Annotated in this window: 19 protein-coding genes; 7 read left to right on the top strand and 12 right to left on the bottom strand. The window is 72.5% G+C overall.

Annotated elements, in window-relative coordinates; genetic code table 11:
* Nucleotides 1-62 precede the first annotated feature (62 nt).
* From DEI91_RS00430 to mgrA, 5 genes are all read right to left on the bottom strand, one after another.
* Nucleotides 63-1043 (bottom strand): alpha/beta hydrolase, encoded by a 981-nt coding sequence (locus DEI91_RS00430; protein ID WP_111050444.1) that lies wholly within the window; start codon nt 1041-1043, stop codon nt 63-65.
* Nucleotides 1036-2673 carry an MFS transporter gene (locus DEI91_RS00435; RefSeq protein ID WP_309148033.1) on the bottom strand — a complete coding sequence of 546 codons (1638 nt, stop codon included), beginning with the start codon at nt 2671-2673 and terminating at the stop codon, nt 1036-1038. The genes DEI91_RS00430 and DEI91_RS00435 overlap by 8 nt, the downstream gene beginning before the upstream one ends.
* Before the next feature lie 133 nt (nt 2674-2806).
* Nucleotides 2807-3247, bottom strand: a complete 441-nt coding sequence (locus DEI91_RS00440; protein ID WP_111050445.1) for a hypothetical protein — start codon at nt 3245-3247, stop codon at nt 2807-2809.
* 80 nt (nt 3248-3327) lie between these two features.
* Nucleotides 3328-4551 carry an MFS transporter gene (locus DEI91_RS00445; RefSeq protein ID WP_111050446.1) on the bottom strand — a complete coding sequence of 408 codons (1224 nt, stop codon included), beginning with the start codon at nt 4549-4551 and terminating at the stop codon, nt 3328-3330.
* 181 nt (nt 4552-4732) lie between these two features.
* Complete coding sequence (gene mgrA / locus DEI91_RS00450; RefSeq protein ID WP_111050447.1) at nt 4733-5776, bottom strand: L-glyceraldehyde 3-phosphate reductase; 1044 nt, start codon at nt 5774-5776, stop codon at nt 4733-4735.
* Between the two features lie 54 nt (nt 5777-5830).
* On the opposite strand from mgrA, the gene DEI91_RS00455 reads away from it, so the two are divergent.
* On the top strand, nt 5831-6289 hold the full coding sequence (locus DEI91_RS00455; RefSeq protein WP_111050448.1) for an iron chaperone: 459 nt from the start codon (nt 5831-5833) through the stop codon (nt 6287-6289).
* On the opposite strand, the gene DEI91_RS00460 is transcribed toward DEI91_RS00455, so the two are convergent.
* The 6 genes from DEI91_RS00460 to DEI91_RS00485 all read right to left on the bottom strand — a co-directional run bounded on the left by DEI91_RS00460 (nt 6267) and on the right by DEI91_RS00485 (nt 13515).
* Nucleotides 6267-7007, bottom strand: a complete 741-nt coding sequence (locus DEI91_RS00460; RefSeq protein ID WP_111050449.1) for a phosphatase PAP2 family protein — start codon at nt 7005-7007, stop codon at nt 6267-6269. The two genes, DEI91_RS00455 and DEI91_RS00460, sit on opposite strands and share 23 nt — an antisense overlap.
* Before the next feature lie 106 nt (nt 7008-7113).
* Nucleotides 7114-8031 (bottom strand): ROK family protein, encoded by a 918-nt coding sequence (locus DEI91_RS00465; RefSeq protein ID WP_111050450.1) that lies wholly within the window; start codon nt 8029-8031, stop codon nt 7114-7116.
* Nucleotides 8028-9773 carry an ABC transporter ATP-binding protein gene (locus DEI91_RS00470; protein WP_111050451.1) on the bottom strand — a complete coding sequence of 582 codons (1746 nt, stop codon included), beginning with the start codon at nt 9771-9773 and terminating at the stop codon, nt 8028-8030. The genes DEI91_RS00465 and DEI91_RS00470 overlap by 4 nt, the downstream gene beginning before the upstream one ends.
* Nucleotides 9770-10666, bottom strand: a complete 897-nt coding sequence (locus tag DEI91_RS00475) for an ABC transporter permease (RefSeq protein ID WP_111050452.1) — start codon at nt 10664-10666, stop codon at nt 9770-9772. The genes DEI91_RS00470 and DEI91_RS00475 overlap by 4 nt, the downstream gene beginning before the upstream one ends.
* The gene (locus DEI91_RS00480; protein ID WP_111050453.1) at nt 10663-11622 is read right to left on the bottom strand and encodes an ABC transporter permease; all 960 of its coding nucleotides are present in this window, start codon (nt 11620-11622) and stop codon (nt 10663-10665) included. Before DEI91_RS00480 ends, DEI91_RS00475 begins: the two co-directional genes overlap by 4 nt.
* Before the next feature lie 96 nt (nt 11623-11718).
* Nucleotides 11719-13515, bottom strand: coding sequence for a peptide ABC transporter substrate-binding protein (locus DEI91_RS00485; RefSeq protein WP_111050454.1), 1797 nt, complete (start codon nt 13513-13515; stop codon nt 11719-11721).
* A 188-nt stretch (nt 13516-13703) separates the two neighbouring features.
* On the opposite strand from DEI91_RS00485, the gene DEI91_RS00490 reads away from it, so the two are divergent.
* Genes DEI91_RS00490 through DEI91_RS00500 form a run of 3 tightly spaced genes read left to right on the top strand, consistent with a single transcriptional unit; the run spans nt 13704 to nt 17189 of the window.
* Nucleotides 13704-14888, top strand: a complete 1185-nt coding sequence (locus DEI91_RS00490; protein ID WP_111050455.1) for an ROK family transcriptional regulator — start codon at nt 13704-13706, stop codon at nt 14886-14888.
* Nucleotides 14881-16422 carry a M81 family metallopeptidase gene (locus DEI91_RS00495; protein WP_111050456.1) on the top strand — a complete coding sequence of 514 codons (1542 nt, stop codon included), beginning with the start codon at nt 14881-14883 and terminating at the stop codon, nt 16420-16422. Before DEI91_RS00490 ends, DEI91_RS00495 begins: the two co-directional genes overlap by 8 nt.
* Nucleotides 16419-17189, top strand: coding sequence for a copper homeostasis protein CutC (locus DEI91_RS00500; RefSeq protein WP_111050457.1), 771 nt, complete (start codon nt 16419-16421; stop codon nt 17187-17189). Before DEI91_RS00495 ends, DEI91_RS00500 begins: the two co-directional genes overlap by 4 nt.
* 70 nt (nt 17190-17259) lie before the next feature.
* Here DEI91_RS00500 and DEI91_RS16410 read toward each other — a convergent pair whose 3' ends face one another.
* Nucleotides 17260-18249: an AraC family transcriptional regulator gene (locus tag DEI91_RS16410; RefSeq protein WP_220038000.1), complete on the bottom strand. Its 990-nt coding sequence runs from the start codon at nt 18247-18249 to the stop codon at nt 17260-17262.
* A 137-nt stretch (nt 18250-18386) separates the two neighbouring features.
* Between DEI91_RS16410 and glgX the strand changes: the two genes are divergently transcribed.
* Genes glgX through DEI91_RS16100 form a run of 3 tightly spaced genes read left to right on the top strand, consistent with a single transcriptional unit; the run spans nt 18387 to nt 21543 of the window.
* Nucleotides 18387-20405, top strand: a complete 2019-nt coding sequence (glgX, locus tag DEI91_RS00510) for a glycogen debranching protein GlgX (RefSeq protein WP_111050458.1) — start codon at nt 18387-18389, stop codon at nt 20403-20405.
* 35 nt (nt 20406-20440) lie between these two features.
* The gene (locus DEI91_RS00515) at nt 20441-21328 is read left to right on the top strand and encodes an SDR family oxidoreductase (protein ID WP_111050459.1); all 888 of its coding nucleotides are present in this window, start codon (nt 20441-20443) and stop codon (nt 21326-21328) included.
* A 41-nt stretch (nt 21329-21369) separates the two neighbouring features.
* Nucleotides 21370-21543, top strand: coding sequence for a hypothetical protein (locus DEI91_RS16100; protein WP_181439408.1), 174 nt, complete (start codon nt 21370-21372; stop codon nt 21541-21543).
* The last annotated feature ends 73 nt before the right edge of the window (nt 21544-21616 follow it).

The following is a 21616-nucleotide window of genomic DNA, read 5'->3' on the forward strand; positions in this document are numbered from 1 at the left end:
GCGACCCACCGGCAGGGCGGCCCGCCGGCGGGCCGGTCGACCCGGCCCGGCCCACACCGCGGTCAGACCGCCCGGTCCAGGAGGCGTCCGGTCCACTCGCGGAGGGCGCGGACGGCGCGCTGCGACAGGACCGCTCCCGGCACCATGCTCGTCGATCCGTGGAACGCGCCCGGCCACACGTGGAGCTCCGCCTGGACGCCCGCCGCCCAGAGCGCACTCGCGTAGGCGACGGTCTCGTCACGGAAGACCTCGGCGCTGCCGCAGTCGACGTACGCGGGCGGGAGCCCGGTGAGATCGGTCGCGCGGCCCGGGGCGGCGTGGACGGAGACGTCCTCGCCACCCCGACGGTCACCGAGGTAGGCGTCCCAGCCGAACGAGGTCATCTCCCGGTCGGCGACACCGACACCGTCGAACTGCCGTGCCGAGCGGGTCGTGTCCCGGTCGTCGAGCATGGGGCTGACGAGCACCTGCCCGATGAGGGTCGGTCCCTGGCGGTCCCGGGCGAGGAGCGCGGTGCCGGCGGCGAGGCCGGCGCCGGCGCTCTGTCCGACGAGGACGACGCGGTCCGGGTCGACGCCGAGCTCGTCGGCGTGCTCGGCGGTCCAGACGAGCCCGGCGTAGCAGTCCTCGACGGGGTAGGGGTCTGGGTGCTCCGGAGCGAGGCGGTAGTCGGGGCTGACGAGGACGACGTCGTGCACGAGCAGCCACTCGTCGTACGACTCGAGGTTGCCGAGGTGGTGTCCGAAGACCATGCCACCGCCGTGGATCGCGAACGCGCAGGCCGCCGGTCCCGTCCGGCCGATGCGCTGGATGACGGCGAGGGCGATCGGGTCGCCGAGGTGCCCGGGCACGGTGATGCTGCGCCGTTCGAGGCCGCGGGCGCGCAGTCCGTCGTCGAGCTGTTCCTCGGTCACCTCGAGCTCCCGCATCCGCGGCAGCATCTCGGTGGTGAGGTGGAAGCGGCCGCGCTCGTCCACGGCGGTGAGGAACGGGACGAACTCGGGGTCGAACGGCGGGCGGGGCAGGGGCGTGGTCTCAGGCACTGGTGGTCTCCTCGGTGGGGATGGTGGTCTGGTCGATCGGGCGGTTCTGGTCTGTCGGGCGGTTCCGGTCGGGCGGGACGGGGGTGGCGGGACGGTCCGTTCGGACCGCGGGAGGGGCCGTGCCCTCCGGCCGTTCGGCGCGCCGACTCCGGAGCATCCCGACGAGGACGAGCAGGGCGGCGACGGCGGCCAGTCCGACGCCGGCGACGGCGAGGGCGTCCTGGAACGCTGCGAGGCGGCCGGCCGTCCAGGTGGTCGTGGCGATGCTCCCCGTGACGGAGGCTGCGACGATCGTCCCGGCCACGGCGACCGCGGCACCTCCCGCCAGCTCGCTCGCGGTGTCGACGAGCGCGGCGCCGACCGAGGTCCGGTCTGCGGGCAGGTCCGTGAGCACGGATGCGCCCGCGACGACGCCGACGACCCGCATCCCGGCGGCGACGAGCACGAGCGCGACGAGCACCCACACGTAGCCGTGGCGGCTCAGGGCGCCGAAGACCGCGAGCCCCGAGACGACCGCGGCCGCACTCGTCCACGCGGCCCGCGGGAGGCCGACCCGCTGGACGAACGGCCCGACGAGGCGGCCGCCGGCCAGCAGCACGACGACCTGCGGCAGCGTCCCCACGGCGGCCGCGGCAGGTGACCAGCCCCAGGCGAACTGCAGCTGCAGCGTGACGAGGTAGGACAGCCCGGCGACGGCGAGTCCCGATGCGGCCTTGAACGCGAGGCCGCTCGACACCAGTGGGCGCGCGAGCAGGTGGAGGTCGACGAGCGGGTGCCGTGCCGTCCGTTCCCGGACGACGAAGCCGGTCGCGGCCAGGACGGTCAGGGCGAGGACGAGCCACCCCGGGAGGGAGGCACTCCTCGCGTCGACCAGGAGGGTCGGCGTCACGAGTGCCCCCGCCGTGGCGAGGGTGCCGAGCAGGGCACCGACGACGTCGACGGGGTCACGCCGGAGTCCCGCCGACTCGTCGCCGGCGACGCCGAGGCGGATCCCGATGAGGGCGAGCAGGGCGACCGGCACGTCGGCCAGCAGCAGCACCTGCCACGGGGCGACGGCGAGCACGAAGCCGCCGATCGTCGGTCCGACGGCCAGTCCGACGAGCCCCGCCGTCGAGATGACGGTCAGCGCCCGCAGCCGGAGCCGGAGCCCATCGTCGTCGAAGAGCCGGAACGCGAGCGCCATCGACCCGGGGGTGGTCATCGCCGCGGCGACGCCCATCACGACCCGGACGACGATGAGCGCTGCGGTCGTCGTGACCATCGCGGTGGCCAGGCTCGCCAGGGCGAGCAGGACGAGGCCGGACAGCATCACGCGGCGGCGACCGACCCGGTCGGCGACGGCTCCGAAGAGCAGCATGAGGCCGCCGAAGGTGACCGAGTAGGCGCCCGACACCCACTGCAGGCCCGTCGTCGACGACCCGAGGTCACGGCCGATCGTCGGCAGGGCGACGTTGAGCACGGAGTTGTCGAGCATCTCGAACAGGAACACCGCGGAGAGTCCCGCCAGGGCCGTCCAGGCATCGGCGAGGCGGGGTGGTCGTCCGTCCGGCGCGCGACCACCGGAGCGAGAGGGGCTGGGCGACACGGGGCTGAGCGACACGGGGTCGGGCGACACGGGGTCGGGCGACACGGGGCACACTCCTTCTGGGGAAGAAGTGGCGACTCGTTCGATGCCGCGTGCTCGTGCGCCGCTGAGAGCAGCGCCTTTTACCTCGGTGACGGAACCCTACACGGACCGCGGGTGGATGCGCGAGCGGGCCGTCTCACCCGACCCCCTCCGACACGATCCGCCAGCCGTGCCGGGAGTGCCGCTCACAGAAGCCCCAGGTGTCCTCCCCGTCCGCCATCCCGGTGAGCCCGGACTGCCGGAGGGTGACCTCGAAGCACTGCTCGGTGTCCGTGGGGGCCGAGACGTCCCGCAGGCCGGCCCAGGAGGACATGGTGGGGTCGCCCTCGCCGGTCCACCGGTCCCACAGGCTCGCCGGGCACCAGTTCGTGTCGTCGGGGATCGAGAGCGCCCGCATCCCGGAGCAGTCACGGCGGACGGCGGCGTCGAGGAACGCCCGGCCCACGGTGCTCGCCGACGCCTCGGCCGGCGGCAACGGCGCGGTCGGGCCCGACGGGCCGGGGACGGCCACGACGACGACCGCGGCGACCAGGACAGCGAGGACGGACCCGAGACCGATGACGGTGATGCGACGCACGGGCTCATCATCCCGACGACCGGAGTGCGGGAGGAGAGCTGACGGCTGAGAACCGGTGCAGGTACCCGAGCGAGCTCGGGTCAGCGCACGGCATCCCGTCGGGACAGCACGAGGTTCGCGACCGCGGCCAGCACGACCACGGCCGCCGAGATCGCCGGGAACGCCATCGCAGCGGGCGTACCCGCGCGCTCCGCGACCTCACCGACCACGGCCGAGGCGATGGACTGCCCGACGATGACCGCCGACCCGAGGATCGTCATGGTCGTCGCCGAGCGCCCGATCGGCGAGCGGTCGGACCCGAGGCTGTACTGCGTCACCAGGGTCGGACCGATGCCGATGCCCATCACCGCGAGGACGATCCCGACCGCGAGCACCGAGTCCGCGGTCGCGAAGACGACCGCGGAGCCGAGGAGCACGGCGCCGAAGACGAGCCACCGCCAGCCGAGCCGGAAGGCCCGCGGGAACGCCGCCGACCCGAGCGCGAGCCCCGCGGACCCGATCCCCATCAGCCCGTAGAGCAGGCCGGCGCGTGACGAGCCGCCGTGGTCGGCCATGAACGCGGTCAGTGCGGTCAGGGTCGACCCGAAGAAGAACCCGATGCCGAGGATGCCGACGACCACGACCACCAGGCGGGGCCGGAGGAGCTCGCGGGCCGGCGCCGGGCGGGGGTCGGACCTGTGCGCGAGCGTGAGCCGACCCGTGGGGTGCAGCGCGAACGCCGTCACGAAGACGAAGGTCAGCACGGAGGCACCGGCGACGGCCACCCATGGCGCGATCGCGCTCGCGAGGACGCCGACCAGGAACGGCCCGACGATGAAGACGGTCTCGTCGGCCGCCGACTCGTACGCCATCGTCCCGCTGAGGACCCGCTCGTGCCGCTTCGGGTCCATCCGGTCGCGGATGATCGCGACCAGTCGGGTCCGCGACATCGGGGCGACCTGGGGCGCGCTCGCGCCGATGAGGAAGGACATGGCGAGGACGGCGAGGTCCGGCGCGGTGCTCTGCACGACGAACGGCAGCACGCCGAGCAGCACCGCGTTGGCGAGCCCGACGGGGACGAGCACGGCGCGCTGGCCGTACTTGTCCGCGGCGGCGCCGACGAGCGGGCCGAACAGCGCCGAGCCGATGCCGACGGACGCGGAGTTGATGCCGCCGAGGGCGACCGAGTCGCGCGCGGCGACGACGAGGGTCAGGACGCCGACGACCATCATCGCGAACGGGAGCCGCGCGATGAAGGCGATGGGGAAGTAGGACCGCCCGGCGAGGGTGATCAGGGACGCGCTGGTGGAACGCGGTTGGAGCATGGTGGGGGTGTGCCTTCTCGGCCCGCCCCTGTCGGACGGACCCATCGGGTGCCGCCGCTGTCCGCCGGGGTGCCGGCGTCCGGTAGATACACGGTTGTTGCTGGATTGCCTGTCCAGGGTACCTGCCGGACGGGAGGCGCGTTCCGGGCTGGGGCCCAGCCTCCCGTCCGGTCCGCAACGGCTAGGAGACCTCGCCGGCGCGGGCGCCCGCCCACAGGTCGACGTCGGCGATGCCGACGGTGTGCTCGTCGATCGTGCGGAGTTCCTCGTCGGAGAACGTCGTGTTCGCGAGCGCCGCGACGTTGTCCTCGAGCTGCTCGACGCGCGACGCACCGATGACGAGCGAGGTCACGCGCTCGTCGCGGAGGGCCCAGGCGAGCGCGAGCTGCGCCATGCTCTGCCCGCGCGCCTCCGCGACCGCGTTGAGGGCGTTCAGGTGCTCGACGACCTCGGGGGTGATCGTCGACGGGTCGAGGGACTTGCCCGCTGCGGCCCGGCTGCCGTCCGGGACACCGTTCAGGTACTTGCCGGTCAGGAGCCCCTGGGCGAGCGCGGTGAACCCGATCACGCCGAAGCCGAGTTCACCGGCGGCGTCGAGCAGCCCCTCGGTCTCGATCCAACGGTTCAGCATCGAGTACGAGGGCTGGTGGATGAGGAGCGGCGTGCCGAGGTCGCGGAGGATCGCGACGGCCTGGCGGGTGCGGTCGGCGTCGTAGGACGAGATGCCGACGTACAGCGCCTTGCCCTGCTGGACGGCGGTGTGCAGGGCGCCCATGGTCTCCTCGAGCGGTGTCGATGCATCGAGGCGGTGTGAGTAGAAGACGTCGACGTAGTCGAGGCCCGTGCGCTGCAGCGACTGGTCGAGCGAGGCGAGCACGTACTTGCGGGAACCGCCGCCCTGGCCGTAGGGGCCGGGCCACATGTCCCAACCGGCCTTCGTCGAGATCACCATCTCGTCCCGGTACGGGGCGAAGTCCTCACGCATGAGCCGGCCGAAGTTCACCTCGGCGGCACCGTATGGCGGGCCGTAGTTGTTCGCGAGGTCGTGGTGCGTGATGCCGAGGTCGAACGCCCGGCGGCTGACGGCGCGCTGCGTCTCGAAGGGCACGTCGTCGCCGAAGTTGTGCCAGTACCCGAGGCTCAGCAGCGGCAGGTCGAGGCCGGAGTGGCCGGTTCGGCGGTACGTCATCGAGTCGTAGCGGTCGTCGGCAGCGATGTAGGTCATGGACCCGAGCCTGCCACGGCGCTACCGTGATGCGCACCGACGAAGGGACCTCCCATGGCAGCACGTGACGAGACCTCCGACAGCACCTTCACCGAGGAGGAGCGTGCCGCGATGCGGGAGCACGCGGCCGAGGTGAAGGCCAGCCGCAAGCGCGGCACGTCCAAGGCGGAGAAGGCCGCCCTCGCCGCGCAGGCCGTGGTCGACAAGATCGCCGCGATGCCCGAGCCGGACCGCGGGCTGGCGGAGCGGATCCACCGGATCGCGCTCGAGGTCGCGCCCGACCTGGCACCGAAGCTCTGGTACGGGATGCCGGCGTACGCGAAGGACGGCACGGTGGTGTTCTTCTTCCAGGACGCCACGAAGTTCGGGGCGCGCTACGCGACCCTCGGGTTCCAGGACCCGGCTGCGCTCGACGACGGCTCGTTCTGGCCGACGTCGTTCGCGGTGACGCCGGAGTTCTCGCAGGACGACGAGCGGACCGTCGCCGAGCTCATCGGGCGCGCGGTCGGCTGAGCCCGACCTCGGCCTCGGTCCCGGGCCGCCGCAGCACCGGGATGCGCGACATCGCCCAGTCCACCCAGACCAGGCGCGCGGCCGGCGCGACGGCGAGCGCCCACAGGACCGAGGCGACCGTGTCCGTCGGGTAGTGCACGGCGTCGATCGTGAGCGAGAGCACCACCACGATCACGACGACCGCGCCGAGCACGACCGCGATCCCGTGCCACCGCGTGTCCCGGAGCACCCAGGTCAGCGCGATCACGATCGCGACGATGAAGACGGTGTGCCCGCTCGGGTACGAGGGGTCCGGCTGTGTCGCGAAGGGGTGCGGGAGCGCGGACGTGTCGGGGCGGGGCCGCTGCACGAACTCCTTGACGAGGTCGGACGGCACCCAGGTGATCGCCACCGTCCCCGCGAAGGCCGCCGCCGGTCGCACGTCCCGTCGGACGAGCCAGACGACGCCGGTGACCACGATCGTGATCCCGATCGCCGGCACGGGGCTGATGACGTGGTAGGCCGCGGTTGTGAACGCCCCGAGCGCGCCGACGTGCAGCGCGTTGAGCGCCCGTGCGAGCCCGAGGTCGACGTCCCCGAGCAGGAAGCCGACGATCGTGATGAGGACCACCGCGCCGACCGCCATCGCGATCACGCTGAGCGGGTGGGACGTCCGGACGAGGATGCCGCGCTGCGCGGGCTCACGGCGGGCAGGCGTCACGAGCGTCGCATCGGTCATCCGGCCATGCTCCCAGTCGACCGACCGGGCCGAGCCGGGAGACCAGCGGGTGGAGATCAGAGAGCGCTCAGCCCGCACCGTCCGGGCGTGACACCGCGCTGAGGCGTCAGCCCCCGAGCACGACCCGCCGCACCTGCGCCGCTGCCCCGAGCGCCACCGCGTCAGCGCCGAGCACCGACTGCTCCACCCGGATCGCCGCCCCGCTGACCGGGGGCTCGGCCGCGAGCGCCGCCGTGACGGCCGGCTCGAGCAGGTCCCACGACCGGGCGACCCCGCCGCCGATGACGACGGTCGTCACGTCGAGGATGCCGGCGGTGAGCAGCACGGCCCGGGCGATGCCCCACCCCGCGGTCGCGAACACGTCCTGCGCGTCCCGGTCGCCCGCGCGCGCCGCCGCGGCGACCTCGTGGGTGCCGATCCGGCGACCGGAGCGCTCGGCGTACCGGTCGGCGATGCCCCGGGCACCGGCGACGGTCTCGAGGTGCCCGCGCGCCCCGCAGGTGCAGACGGTGTCACCGAAGCCGGGGACGTGACCGATCTCCCCCGCGGCACCGTGCGGTCCGCCGAACAGCACCCCGCCCAGGACGAGCGCCCCGCCCACCCCGGTCCCGAGCGTCATGCCGAGGACGTCGGGCTCCCCGGCGACCGCACCCGTGGCGACCTCGCCGAGCAGGAACGCGTTCACGTCGTTGTCGAGGGTCGCCGGGACCCCGAGCCGTGCGGCGACGGCGTCGGTGACGCCGTAGCCCGCCCACCCGGTGAACGAGTTCCCGGTGACGAGCACGGTGCCCGTGGTCGGGTCGACGACGCCGGCAGCCCCGACCCCGACACCCGCCAAGGAGGCCCGGTGCCGGTCGAGCAGGGACCGCACCGCCGCCTCGGCCGCGTCGAGGACCGCGTCCCCACCGTCGTGCGCGGGGGTCGGCAGGTCGATGCGGTCGAGGACCTCGAGGTCGGGGGTGGCGAGGAGCACCTTCGTGTTCGTCCCGCCGACGTCGATGCCGGCGAGGACCGCGCCGGTCACGGTGCCACCGCGGCGAGGGAGGCCAGGCGCTCGGCCCGGCGCTGCCGTTGCACCACCGGGTCGGGGACGGGCACCGCGGCGAGCAACCGTCGCGTGTAGTCGGTGGTCGGGTGCAGGAGCGTCGACGTGGTGGGCCCCTGTTCCTCCACGGCGCCGGCCCGCATCACGACGACGCGTTCGGCGAACTGCTGCACGACGGCGAGGTCGTGCGAGACGAACAGGCACGCGAAGCCGAGGTCACCCTGCAGCTCGGTGAGGACCTCGAGCACGGCCTCCTGCACGCTGACGTCGAGCGCACTGGTCGGTTCGTCGGCGACGAGCAGCCGTGGGTCGAGCACGAGCGCCCGGGCGAGGCTGACCCGCTGACGCTGCCCGCCGGAGAGCTCCCGCGGGGCCCGTGTCGCGAGGGAGCGCGGCAGCCGGACGGCGTCGAGCACCTCGTCCACCCGGCGGCGGCGGTCGGCTGAGGACGTCCCTCGACGGTGGACGGCGAGCGGTTCGGCGATGCAGTCGGCGACGGACATGCGCGGGTCGAGGGAAGCGACCGGGTCCTGCAGGACGACCCCGATGCCGGACCGGAGCGCGCGGCGGTCGCGGCCCCGGGTGCGACGGAGGTCGGAGCCGAACAGCCGGACGCTGCCGGCGGTGGGTCGGACGAGGCCGAGGGCGACGCGGGCCGCCGTGGACTTGCCGGAGCCGGACTCGCCGACCAGACCGACGGTCTCCCCCGCGTGGACCTCGACGTCGATGCCGCGGAGGGCGTGCACGGCGCGGGCGCCGCGGCCGAAGGTGACCGACACGTCGCGCAGGTCGACCACCGGGGTGCGGTCGGGCCTCCCGTCCGACGCTGCAGCCGCGTCGGGCACGCGAGACGCCTCGGAGACCTCCACGCGCCGCGGTTCTCGGCGGCGTGTCGACGACCCGGCGGCGTCCTGCGCCGACGCCGCCGTCTCGAGCCGCGGCACCGCGGCGAGCAGCCGCTCGGTGTACTCGTGCTGCGGGCGGAGGAGCACGTCCTCGACGCCGCCGGTCTCGACGATCCGCCCGCGCAGCATCACCGCGACCCGGTCGGCGAAGTCGGCGACGACGCCCATGTTGTGCGTGACGAGGAGCACGCCGGTGCCGGTGTCGGCGGCGAGCGCCCGGAGCAGTTCCAGGATCTCGGCCTGCACCGTGACGTCGAGCGCGGTGGTCGGCTCGTCGGCGATGAGGAGCGCCGGCTCGTTCGCGATCGCCATCGCGATGACGACGCGCTGCCGCTGCCCGCCGGAGAGCTGGAACGGGAAGGCCTTCGCGCGCTCCTCCGGCGACGGGATGCCGACGCGGCGGAGCAGGTCGACGGCCTGGCGGGCGGCGTCCCCCGCGGAGACCTGCCGGTGGTTCCGGACGACCTCGGCGATCTGTGCGCCCACCCGGGTGAGCGGGTCGAGTGCGGTCGCGGGCTCCTGGAACACCATCGAGACGGTCTTCCCCCGCACCCCGCGGAGCGCCGTGTCGGACGCGCCGACGACCTGGTGCCCGTCGACGACCGCGCTGCCGGTGACGGCGGCGTTGCCGGAGAGCAGCCCCATCGCTGCGAGCGCCACGGTGGACTTGCCGGAGCCGGACTCGCCGACCAGCGCGAGGGTCTCGCCGGGTGCCACGGTCAGGGACACGCCCTGCACGGCGTGCACGTCACCGGACTCGGTGCGGAAGTGCACGCCGAGGTCCTCGACGGCCAGGATCGGTTCGGTGGCGGTCATCCGCGGCCCTTCACGTCGAATGCGTCCCGGAGTCCGTCGCCGACCGCGTTCAGGGCGCAGACGACGAGGATCACGGCGAGTCCCGGCGGCACGATGAGCCACCAGCGACCGGAGTAGGCGGCGGTGAGGCCCGCCGAGAGCATGCCGCCCCAGTCCGTGGCCGGCGGCTGCACGCCGAGCCCCAGGTAGGAGACGTAGGCGACCAGGAGGATCGCGTCCGCCACCTGGAAGGTCGCGGCCACGACGATCGTCGAGACCGAGTTCGGCAGCAGGTGCCGACCGATCGCGCGGGCGTGCGAGCCGCCGATCGCGCGGAGGGTGAGCACGAAGTCGCGGTTCTTCAGCGTCAGCGTCTCGGCACGGATGAGCCGGGAGGGCACGAGCCAGGACACGAGCCCGAGGATCACGACGAGCCCCCACACGCCGGGAGTCGTGATGGCCGAGATGACGAGGAGGATGAACAGGGCCGGGATCGCGATGCCGGCGTCCACCACGCGCATCATCGTCGCGTCGACCCAGCCGCCGACGTACCCGGCGACCGAGCCCCAGAGCGTGCCGACGACCGTCGCCAGGAGACCCGCGGCGATGCCGACGAGCAGCGACACCCCGCCCCCGTACATCAGCCGGCCGAGCACGTCGTGCCCGACGGCGTCGGTGCCGAGCAGGTGGCCGCCGCCCGGGCGCTGGTTCGCCTGTTCGAGCATCGTGTGGGTCTGGTCGGTCGGGTACAGGAACGGCCCGACGAAGCAGAACAGCACGATGAGGACGAGCACGACCAGGCCGATCACGGCGAGGGTGTTGTGGCGGAACCGCCGCGCGGCGAGCCGGAAGCCGGTCGCGGCGACCGTGACGGGGGCACCGGGGGTCTCGGGGGCGAGCTGGACGGTGGTCATGCGCGGCCTGCCTTCACACGGGGGTCGATGAGGGACTGGGCGACGTCGGCGAGCAGCGTGCCGATGACGGTCGCGACGGAGATCACGAGGACGCAGCCGAGCAGGGTCGGGTAGTCCGAGGTCTGGGCGGCGTTCCAGAACAGCAGCCCCATGCCGGGGTAGTTGAACAGCTGTTCGGTGACGAGCGCGCCGCCGAACAGCACCGGCAGGTAGTAGCCGAGCATCGCGACCACGGGGGTCAGCGAGTTCCGGAACACGTGGCGCCGGAGGATCGTCGCCGTCGACGACCCTCCGGCGCGTGCGGTGCGGACGTAGTCCTCCTGCAGGTTCTCCAGCGTCGCGGCACGCATGTACCGGCTGAAGACCGCGATCATCGCGAGGGCGCCGGTGAGCACGGGCAGGACGAGCCCGGCCGGCTGCCGGAACACCTCGGCGAGGGTCGTGCCGCTCGGCGCCTGGGACGGCAGCCACGGCAGCTGCTGGCTGAACACGACGATGAGCACGAGGCCGAGGAAGAACGCGGGCGTCGAGTAGAACACGAAGGCGAGTGCGGTGGCGGCGTAGTCGATCGCGCCGTTGCGACGCGCTGCCTGCCACATGCCGACCGGGATGGCGACGACGAGCCCGAGCACCGCCGAGAGCCCGGTGAGCACGAGGGTCTTCGGGATGCGCTCCTGGATGAGCTGCGCCACCGGTTCGTTGAGCGTGTACGAGGTGCCGAGGTCCCCGGTGAGCAACCGTCCGAGGAAGCGGACGTACTGCACGGGGAGGGGCTGGTCGAGTCCCTGCGCCTGGTTGAACGCGGCGATCTGGGCCGGGGTGGCCGAGACGCCGAGGACGCCGCGGGCGGGTCCGCCGGGCAGCGCGTGCAGCAGGCAGAACACGACGATCGTGACGATGAGGACCACCGCGAGCGCCTGGAGGACGCGGCGGGTGAGGGAGAGGGCAGTGGTCATGCGGCTTCCGTCGTCGAGGTGGATGGGTGAGGACCCGGGAGGCTCGGTGCGCGACGGGCGCGTACCGAGCCTCCCCGGAGCGGCCGCGTCAGCGGCTCACTTGCTCCACTTCCACTGGGCGGGGTGGAAGTTGGCCAGCGAGTCCTGCTCGAAGCCCGTCAGCCCCTTCTTGACGACCGAGACCTGGTAGTCCGGGCTCGGCAGCCAGATCACCGGCAGGTCCTTCGCGACCGCGGCGCTGTAGTCCTGCACGGCAGCCGAGTCGGTCGACGTCGTCGTCGCGTCGATGAGCGCGTCGACCTCCGCGTTCGAGTAGCTGCCGAAGTTCGCCGAGCCGTTCGTGGAGAAGAGGGACTCACCGGTCGGGTAGGCCGGGAAGTACCAGCTGCCCGCGGTGCCGAAGAACGACAGGTCCCAGTCGCAGCTGGCCTCGTCCGACGTGCAGGTCGGGGTCTGCGACAGCACGCTCGACACCGGGGCCGTCTTGATCGTGAAGCCGATGCCGGTCTTCGCGAGCGACGACTGGACGGCGCTCATCATGTTGTCGGTGACGGTGGAGCCGGACTGCGACAGCACCTGCATGGTGAACTCCGTGCCCTCGGCCACGCCCTCGCCGCACTGGTCCGCGCCGCTGCCGGCGTCGGTGCACACCATGGTGCCGCCCTTCGCGGTCCACCCGTGGCTGGTGAGCAAGGCCTTGGCCTTCTTCGTGCTGAACGGGTACGGGTTGTCCTCCTGCACGTCGGAGACGTAGTCCGACTCCTGTGCCTGCGGGATCGGACCGTACGTCGAGGTGGCGGTGCCGTTGAAGACGACCTTCGACAGCGCTTCCTGGTCGATCGACATCTGCACGGCCTGGCGGGCGTACAGCTGCTTGAAGACGGCGCCCATGTCCGGGTTGTTGAAGTTGTACGGCATGTACGTGATCGCCCAACCGGTCCACGGGTCGACCTCGTAGCCCTTCGCCGTGAAGGAGTCCTTCTGGTCGAGGTCGGTGGCGTTGATGTAGCCGTAGTCGACCGCTCCGGAGCGCAGCGCGTTCGTCTCGGCGTCGGCGGTGGTGAACGGCAGCAGGTTGACCGTCGTGATGGACGCCTTCTCGCCACCGTCGTACTTGCCGTTCGCGGTGAGCTGGACCTTCCCCGCGGTCGTGAAGGACGACAAGCCGTACGGGCCGGAGATCGTCTTCCACAGTGGGTCGGAGTCGTAGTCGGCGATCTTGCCGGCGGCGGTGTTGAGGTACTTCCACACCTGCTTGGCGCCGGCCGGGGTGCGGTCGGCGTCGGTAACCTCGGCCGAGGCGCTCGTCTTGTCCCAGGCGTGCTGCGGCAGCGGGATGATGTAGCTCAGCTGGTTTGCGAGCATCCAGTCCTGGTTGTACGCCTGGTCGAACGCGATGGTGAAGTGCGTGTCGTCGACCGTCGTGAACGAGCTCCAGTTGTCCGGGGCCTTGCCCTCGGAGTAGGAGCCCCAGTCCTGCGCGTTCGCCTTGATGAGGTTGAACCAGAACTCGACGTCGCGGCTCGTGATCGCCTCGCCGTCGGACCAGTGCCGGTCCCCCAGCGTGATCGTGACGCTCTTGCCGTCGTCGGCGAAGTCGGCATCGGTCGCGACGGACCCGGCCTTGTTCCACGCGATCTTGCCCGTGGACCCGTCGTAGGCGATCAAGCGCTCGTACAGCGACTGCGCGATCGAGCCGTTGTTCGTGTTGAGGTGCGCCGCGGTGCCGATCGGCAGGATCCAGTTCGGCGTGAAGTTCGCCGGCAACGCGTAGTCGATCTCGTCGGACGTCGTGCCGGTGTTGGCGGAACCGCCCCCGGAACACCCGGCGAGCAGTGCACCCACCGCGAGCGCGGCTCCGGTGAAGAGGGCCCAGCGACGGGGCTTGGTCATGTGGACTCCTTGAGCGAGGGTCGGCGTGGTCCGCACAGTCAATGGCCGAAGTCGTTGGAAAAACAAACGTTCTCGTGTAAATAGTGTGTTTCTGCGGATCGACGGAAAGCGTGGAGCGGCCCGTCCGCCCCGTAGGCTCGGGCAGGTCGGGCGGTCAGCGCGTCCGTCGCCGCGGATTGGAGAAAGTCGTGCCGGACCTCAGCTCCCGCGTCCTCGAACTCATCGCCAGCGGCCAGGCGTCGAGTCGCACCGAGATCGCGCAACTGCTCGGCGCCGCCCCGTCGACCGTCTCCCACGTGGTCGGCCAGCTCCTCGGGCACGGCATCCTCGCTGAGGAGGGCACCGACGTCTCCACGGGCGGCCGCCCCCGCAAGGTCCTCCGGATCGGCGGGACGGACGAGTACGCGGTCGCCGCGGACGTCGGTGGCGGGCACGTCCGGATCGGCATCGTCCTGCCGGGAGGCGCGCTCGAGTCCGTCTCGACCGTCCCGTTCGCCCTCGCCGACGGTCCGTCCGCCGGCCTGGCAGCGCTCGCGGCGCTCCTCGACGACCTGGTGGCGGCGCGCGGACGCGACGGTCTGCGCGGGGTCGGGTTGAGCCTCCCGGGTCCCGTCGACGTCGAGGCGGGCGTCGTCGACCTGCCGAGCCGGATGCCGGGGTGGAACGGGTTCCCCGTCGCCGCGTGGCTCACCGAGCACTTCGGGGTGCCCGCCGCGATCGACAACGACGCGAACTGCATGGCGGCGGGCGAGCAGACCGTGCAGCCGGTCACCCGTCGCCAGGCGATCACGGTCAAGGCCGGGTCGGCGATCGGCGCCGGGATCGTCATCGACGGGCACCTGTACCGCGGCTCGACCGGTGCCGCCGGGGACATCACCCACGTCCGGATCGACGCCGCCGGTGACACCCCGTGCTCGTGCGGCAACACCGGGTGCCTCGAGACGGTGGCGTCCGGCGCCGCGCTCGTGCGGATCCTCCGCGAGGCCGGGGTCGACGTCAGGACCACCCAGGACGTCGTCCGTCTGGCGTCCGAGGCGCACCCGGAGACGACCCGTGCCGTCCGTCTCGCGGGCCGGTACCTCGGCGAGGTCCTCGCCGCGAACGTGAACTTCTTCAACCCGGACGCCGTCTCCCTCGGCGGCATCCTCTCCACCCTCGACCCCTTCGTCGCCGCCGTGCGGAGCCAGCTGTACGAGAGCTGCCACCCGCTCGTCACACAGCACCTCGTCATCGAGCGCGCATCGCTCGGCGCCGACGCCGGACTCGTCGGGGCCGGCCAGTTCGCCCTGCAGCGCGGGCTGGCGGCATCGCTCGAGGAACGGTCCACCCCCGTCCCGCTGCGCACCACCAGGAACAGGAGCACCCGTGTCTGACACCGGAACCACCGCCGACAACCGTCGTCCGGTCATCGCGATCGCCGGCCTGGCCATCGAGACGTCGACGTTCACGCCGACCCGCACACCGGCGGCCGCCTTCCACCCGGACCGCGGCGACGAGGTGGTCGCGCGCTACGACTTCCTCGCGCCGCTGTCCGAGCGCGCCGACTTCCGCGGTGCACTGATCGGACACGCGCTGCCCGGTGGCGTGGTCCTCCGCGAGTCCTTCGAGGAGCTCAGCGCCGAGATCACCGACCGGCTGTCCGCGATCGCCGCCGAGACCGCGATCGACGGCCTGTGGTTCGACATCCACGGCGCCATGGTGGTCGAGGGGCTCGACGACGCCGAGGCGACACTGCTCGAGCGCATCCGCGCCGTCGTCGGGCCGGACGTCGTGGTCTCGGCGTCGATGGACCTGCACGGCAACGTCTCGCGGGAGCTCGCCCACCAGTGCGACCTCATCACCTGCTACCGGATGGCCCCGCACGAGGACGCCCTCGAGACGAAGGAGCGCGCGGTCCGCAACCTGGTCGACGTGCTCACCACCCGCCCGGCCGGAGCACGGCGTCCGGTGAAGGCGTGGATCCCGGTCCCGGTCCTGCTGCCGGGCGAGAAGACCTCCACCCGCATCGAGCCCGCGGCGTCCGTCTACGCACAGGTGGCCGACGTCGAGGCGACCGACGGTGTGCTCGACGCAGCGATCTGGGTCGGGTACGCCTGGGCGGACCAGCCGCGGAACCGTGCCGTCACCGTCGTCACCGGGTGGGACGAAGCCGCGGTCGCCGCCGGTGCCGAACGCCTGGCCCGGGCGTTCTGGGACGCCCGGGAGGACTTCGCCTTCGTCGCACCGACCGGGACGTTCGACGAGTGCCTGGCCGCCGCCCTCGCCCCCGGTGCCGCACGTCCGTACTTCGTGTCCGACTCCGGCGACAACCCGACCGCCGGCGGCTCGGGCGACATGACGTGGGGGCTGACGCAGCTGCTCGCCCGCGAGGAGTTCCGGAGCGCCGACGGCCCGGTCGTGCTGTACGCGAGCGTCCCCGGCCCCGCCGCGGTCGCCGCCTGCGTCGAGGCCGGCGTCGGGGCGACCGTCACCGTGACCGCCGGCGCCGAGGTCGACGACCTGCACGCCGGCCCGCTCACGATGACCGGACGGGTGCACGCGGTGCACCACGGCGACCGGGACGCCCGCACCGAGGTCGTGCTGCAGGTCGGCAGCGTGTTCGCCGTCCTCACCGAGCTGCGGAAGCCGTACCACCACGAGCACGACTTCACCGACCTGGACCTCGACCCGCGGAGCGCCGACCTGGTCGTCGTGAAGATCGGCTACCTCGAACCCGAGCTGTACGACATGGCCGCGGACTGGATGCTCGCGCTCACGCCCGGGGGCGTCGACCAGGACCTGGAACGCCTGGGCCACCACCGGATCGAACGGCCGGTGTTCCCCTTCGACCGGACGTTCCCGGAGCCGCCGGACCTGACGGCGCGGATCATCCCGGCGTCCGACCGACCGCTCGGCGTGCGCGCGTGAGCGCCCACCGCCCCGCTGCCGGACCGGCCACGCCACGAGCGCTCGAGATCGCCGTCACCTCGCCGACCGGCGCCGCGACCGCACGCGCCGGTGGGGCCGACCGGGTCGAGCTCTGCAGCGCACTCGAGCTCGGCGGCGTGACACCCTCGCAGGGGCTCGTGGAGGCCGCGGTCGCGGTCGGGCCGCCCGTACACGTCCTGGTCCGCTGCCGCCCGGGCGGCTTCGTGCACGACCCCGTCGAGGTCGACCTCATGGTCCGCGAGCTCGTCGCCGTCCTCCGCTCCGGTGCCGCGGGGGTCGTCGTCGGCGCGCTCCGTCGGGACCGGACGCTCGACACCGACGTGCTCGCCCGGTTCGCGGACGCCGCCCGCTCGGAGCGGCCCGACGCCGAGGTCACCCTGCACCGGGCGATCGACCACACGGTCGACCCCGTCGCCGCAGCTGCCGGGCTCGGCGGCCTCGGGTTCACGCGGGTCCTCACCTCGGGTGGCGCGGCCACCGCACTCGTCGGAGCCGACACCATCACGCGGATGGTCGCCGTCGCGGGGGAGGTGCAGGTGATGGCGGGCGCCGGGGTCACACCCGCTGACGTCCCGGTCCTGCTCGGTACGGGGGCGGCGGCCGTGCACCTGTCCGCCAAGCGCCTCGCCGACACCGCGCACGGAGGCGTCCCGATGGGCGCCGGGGACACCGGGACCGGGCACTTCGAGACCGACGCCGAGGTCGTCCGGGCAGCGCGGGCGGCGGTGGACGCGTACCGGACCTGACCGGGCCGGCGCCGGGCGGCGTCTCCGTGACCGGTCGACGGGACCGCGTGCGGCCTCGGGTGCAACCGGTTCAGGAGCCGGCGCCGACCACCCCGTCGGTGTCCGCGTGGCCGCCGCGGTCGGCGCGCAGGGACGCACTCGGCAGCTCCCCGAACCGGTCCCGGTACGCCCCGGAGAACCGGCCCAGGTGGGCGAAGCCCCACCGCCGCGCGACCTCGGCCACCGATGCCGTGGTGGGCTCGGCCCGCACGAGTTCCTCGTGCACGGCGTCGAGCCGGACGTTCCGCAGGTGCGAGAGCGGGGAGACGCCCACCGACCGGTTGAACGCCTGCTGGAGTCCGCGTGCACTCATCCCGGCGGCCGCGGCGATGTCCGCCAGCGTGACGACGGTGTGCGCGTTCTCCTGGATGTACGTCAGGGCGTCCCGCAGGCGTTCGCTGCTCGTCGTCGCCGGCACGTCGACCGGGAACGTCCCGATGACGACCCGGGCGACCCGGGCGTTCAGCTCCGCCCGCTGCCTGCCGGCCACGTCCGGGTCGGTGATCGTCCGCCCGAGGGACTGCAGCACGGTCCGGAGGCCGGCCAGGTCCGTGTCCGCGGTCGTCCGACGGAAGCGCAGCGGCCCGACGACCTGCGTCCCGTCCTCGGCGAGCGCCGCCCGGAGCAGCCGGTCGGACAGGTGCAGCATCGAGACACGGCTCGTCGCGGCCTCGAAGCGGTAGCGGACGGAGGCGGCGAGGAGGAACGGCTGCCCCGGCCGGACCACGAACCTGGTGCCGTCCTCCTCCGCGATCGTCGCGCTGCCGTCACCGATCCAGAACAGGATGTGCGTCGGGCGCGGCTCCATCGTGCCGGACCGTGGACCTTCGACGGCGGAGCCGCTCAGCGTGAGGTCGGCGTCCCCCGCACCGGTGTACCGGAATGCCGACTGCTCGTCCCCGATGCCGGCCCCGGTGCCGTAGGCCTCGTCGAGGACGGCGGGGCGGGTCGCGCTCGTGCCCTCGAGGCGGACGGCACGGAACCCGTCGGGGCTCCCCGGGACCGGGTGGAGTTGGGTCACGATCTGATCTTCCCATGCCGGTCCGGCGAGTGCGACCGGCCCGGCGGACGACCGGACCCGTCGGGCCGGGGCGGAGCGCCCGGGACCGGGGTACGTGGATCGGCGGCGGGCTCAGTCGGCGACCGGTAGAACGGAGCATGACCTCTTCCACACGGAACCCGCTCGGCGTCACCCTCGTCGAGGGCGGCGCCAACGTCGCCGTCTTCTCCAGCACCGCCGAACGCGTCGAGTTCTGCCGCTTCGACGACGACGGCACCGAGCACCGGACCGAGCTGACGAACCGCACCGGCTACACCTTCCACGACGTCGTGCCGGACGTGACCGTCGGGACGAAGTACGGCTTCCGCGTGCACGGCCCCTGGGACCCGGCGAACGGCCTGCGGCACAACCCGGCCAAGCTCCTCCTCGACCCGTACGCCACGGCGATCGACGGCGACTACGCCTGGGGCCAGGAGCTGTTCGGCCACGACATGGACGAGCCGGACCAGATCGACGAGTCCGACTCCGCCGCCGCCATGCCCCGCTCCGTCGTGGCCGACCGCTCGTTCGACTGGGAGGGCGACACCCGCCTCGACACCCCGTTCGCGGACACGGTCGTCTACGAGGTGCACGTCAAGGGCTTCACGAAGCAGCACCCCGACGTGCCCGAGGAGATCCGCGGCACGTACGCGGGCCTCGCGCACCCGGCCGCGATCAAGCACCTGACCGACCTCGGCGTCACCGCCGTCGAGCTGCTGCCGATCCACCAGTTCGTGCAGGACTCCACCCTGCAGGACAAGGGCCTCCGGAACTACTGGGGCTACAACAGCATCGGCTTCTTCGCCCCGCACAACGAGTACGCCGCCTCCGGCACCGCCGGCCAGCAGGTCGCGGAGTTCAAGGAGATGGTGAAGGCCCTGCACGCCGCAGGCCTCGAGGTCATCCTGGACGTCGTCTACAACCACACCGCCGAGGGCAACCACATGGGCCCGACGCTGTCCTTCAAGGGCCTCGACAACCAGTCGTACTACCGCCTGGTCGAGGGCGACGAGGCGAACTACTTCGACACCACCGGCACGGGCAACAGCCTCAACGTCTCGCACCCGACAGCGCTCGGGCTCATCACGGACTCGCTCCGCTACTGGGTCGAGGAGATGCACGTGGACGGCTTCCGCTTCGACCTGGCCACGACGCTGACCCGTCAGGACGGCGAGGCCGAGAAGCACTCGGCGTTCCTCGACATCATCCACCAGGACCCGGTGCTCCGCGACGTCAAGATGATCGCCGAGCCGTGGGACACCGCCGGCTACCAGGTGGGCGGGTTCCCGGCCGACTGGTCCGAGTGGAACGGGAAGTACCGCGACGACCTGCGCAGCTTCTGGCGCGGTGACGAGGGCACGCTCGGCGACGCCGTCCAGCGCGTCCTCGGCAGCCCGGACGTCTACGAGGGGTCGCGCCGCTCGCCGCTCTGCTCGGTGGACTTCGTCACCGCGCACGACGGCTTCACGCTCGCCGACCTCACGATGTACGCCGAGAAGTACAACGAGGCGAACGGCGAGGACAACAACGACGGCGAGAGCAACAACACCTCGTTCAACGGCGGCATCGAGGGCCCCACCGACGACGAGAGCGTCAACGACTACCGCAACCGGCAGCGTCGGAACTTCCTCGGCACGCTGCTGCTCTCCGCGGGCATCCCGATGATCCTCGGCGGCGACGAGATCGCCCGCTCGCAGGGCGGCAACAACAACGCGTACTGCCAGGACGACGAGATCTCGTGGTTCGACTGGGCCGCCGCGGACCAGGACCTGCTCGCCTTCACCACCGCCGCGATCGCGTTCCGCAAGGAGCACGTCGCCCTCCGCCCCGAGTGGTACCGCACCGCGCCCGGCATCTCGCCCTCGACCGTGCAGGTGCTCCGCGCCGACGCCAACGACTTCGAGGAGGGCGACTGGACCGACGGCGGCAACCGCGCGGTCATCCTCGTCCTCAGCGAGGGTGACGACACGGTCGCGGTGCTGCTGAACGCCTCGGAGACGACCGTCGAGTTCACGCTGCCGGAGCGTCCGGGTGGCGGGACCTGGACCCTCGGGCTGTCGAGCGACCCCGACCAGGCCGTGGACGGCGACGCGACGACCCTGCTCGTCCGCGACGCGTCCTTCACCGCCCTGCACTGAAGATCCGTCAGTCGACCGCCGAGGAGAGTGGACTCATGAGCCAGTACGAGAAGAAGGACCCGACCACCCTGTACCCGGTGCCGCCGTTCCCGAAGCAGGAACAGTCGCTGCCGGGGGCCGCGTGGAAGATGGACCCGAAGCCGGACCACGGCGAGGAGAGCTACGTCGGCACGGGCCGACTCCAGGGCTTCCGCGGCATCGTGACCGGGGCGGACTCCGGCATCGGCCGCGCCGCCGCGATCGCGCTGTCCCGCGAGGGTGCCGACCTCGTCCTGTCCTACCTGCCGGACGAGCAGGAGGACGCCGAGGAGGTCCGCGACCTGCTCGAGGGCGAGGGCCGCAGGGCCGTGCTGTTCCCGGGGGACATCTCGGACGAGCAGTACTGCATCGACCTCGTGCAGACGGGCGTCGACGAGCTCGGCGGCCTCGACACGCTCGTGATGGTCGCGGGACGGATGGACAGCAACGACGACATCCTGACCCTCGAGACGTCGATGTTCGACTCGACGTTCAAGACGAACATCTACTCGCTGTTCTGGTTGACGAAGGCCGCCGTGCCGCACCTCGAGCCGGGCTCGACGATCGTCACGACGGGCTCGATCCAGGCGTCGACCCCGTCGCCGGACAAGGTCGACTACGCGGTGTCGAAGGGCGCGATCAAGCTCTTCACCGAGGCGGTCGCCCAGCAGCTCGCGCCGAAGGGCATCCGGGTGAACTCGGTCGCGCCGGGCCCCGTGTGGACCCCGCTGCAGCCGGGCTCCGACGACGCCGAGACCGTCTCGACCTTCGGGCAGCAGTCGCCCTTCGGCCGACCGGGTCAGCCGGCCGAACTCGGTGCGGCGTACGTCCACCTCGTCAGTCCAGAATCGAGCTACCAGTCCGGGTCGACGATCACGGTCGCCGGCGGCACCCCCGCCTTCTGACGGACGTCCCGCACCCGGCCAGCACTGCGAAGGAGCACACGATGAGCAACGACAGCACGGCGCACGACCCCGATGGCACGCCGAAGCCGGACGGTCTGGGCGACGACGGCACGGTCCCCAACGAGCCCGAGGGCCTCGCCGCCGGGTTCGTCGGCGACGCCTCGCACTTCAACCCGGAAGAGGACGACGCCGCCGAGGGCGACGCCGAGGCCTGAGCGACGCGGCGCGCGCGACCACACGACGACGGGAGGCCCGGTACCAGCTGGTACCGGGCCTCCCGTCCGTCGT

The sequence above is a fragment of the Curtobacterium sp. MCBD17_032 genome (genome assembly GCF_003234855.1).
Taxonomy (GTDB): Bacteria; Actinomycetota; Actinomycetes; order Actinomycetales; family Microbacteriaceae; genus Curtobacterium.

Bases quoted from the DNA above. Each gene is read 5' to 3' on its own strand.
- DEI91_RS00445 (WP_111050446.1), bottom strand. From the start codon at position 4,551: ATGCTCCAACCGCGTTCCACCAGCGCGTCCCTGATCACCCTCGCCGGG.
- mgrA (WP_111050447.1), bottom strand. From the start codon at position 5,776: ATGACCTACATCGCTGCCGACGACCGCTACGACTCGATGACGTACCGC.
- DEI91_RS00455 (WP_111050448.1), top strand. From the start codon at position 5,831: ATGGCAGCACGTGACGAGACCTCCGACAGCACCTTCACCGAGGAGGAG.
- DEI91_RS00460 (WP_111050449.1), bottom strand. From the start codon at position 7,007: ATGACCGATGCGACGCTCGTGACGCCTGCCCGCCGTGAGCCCGCGCAG.
- DEI91_RS00470 (WP_111050451.1), bottom strand. From the start codon at position 9,773: ATGACCGCCACCGAACCGATCCTGGCCGTCGAGGACCTCGGCGTGCAC.
- DEI91_RS00475 (WP_111050452.1), bottom strand. From the start codon at position 10,666: ATGACCACCGTCCAGCTCGCCCCCGAGACCCCCGGTGCCCCCGTCACG.
- DEI91_RS00480 (WP_111050453.1), bottom strand. From the start codon at position 11,622: ATGACCACTGCCCTCTCCCTCACCCGCCGCGTCCTCCAGGCGCTCGCG.
- DEI91_RS00485 (WP_111050454.1), bottom strand. From the start codon at position 13,515: ATGACCAAGCCCCGTCGCTGGGCCCTCTTCACCGGAGCCGCGCTCGCG.
- glgX (WP_111050458.1), top strand. From the start codon at position 18,387: ATGACCTCTTCCACACGGAACCCGCTCGGCGTCACCCTCGTCGAGGGC.
- DEI91_RS00515 (WP_111050459.1), top strand. From the start codon at position 20,441: ATGAGCCAGTACGAGAAGAAGGACCCGACCACCCTGTACCCGGTGCCG.
- DEI91_RS16100 (WP_181439408.1), top strand. From the start codon at position 21,370: ATGAGCAACGACAGCACGGCGCACGACCCCGATGGCACGCCGAAGCCG.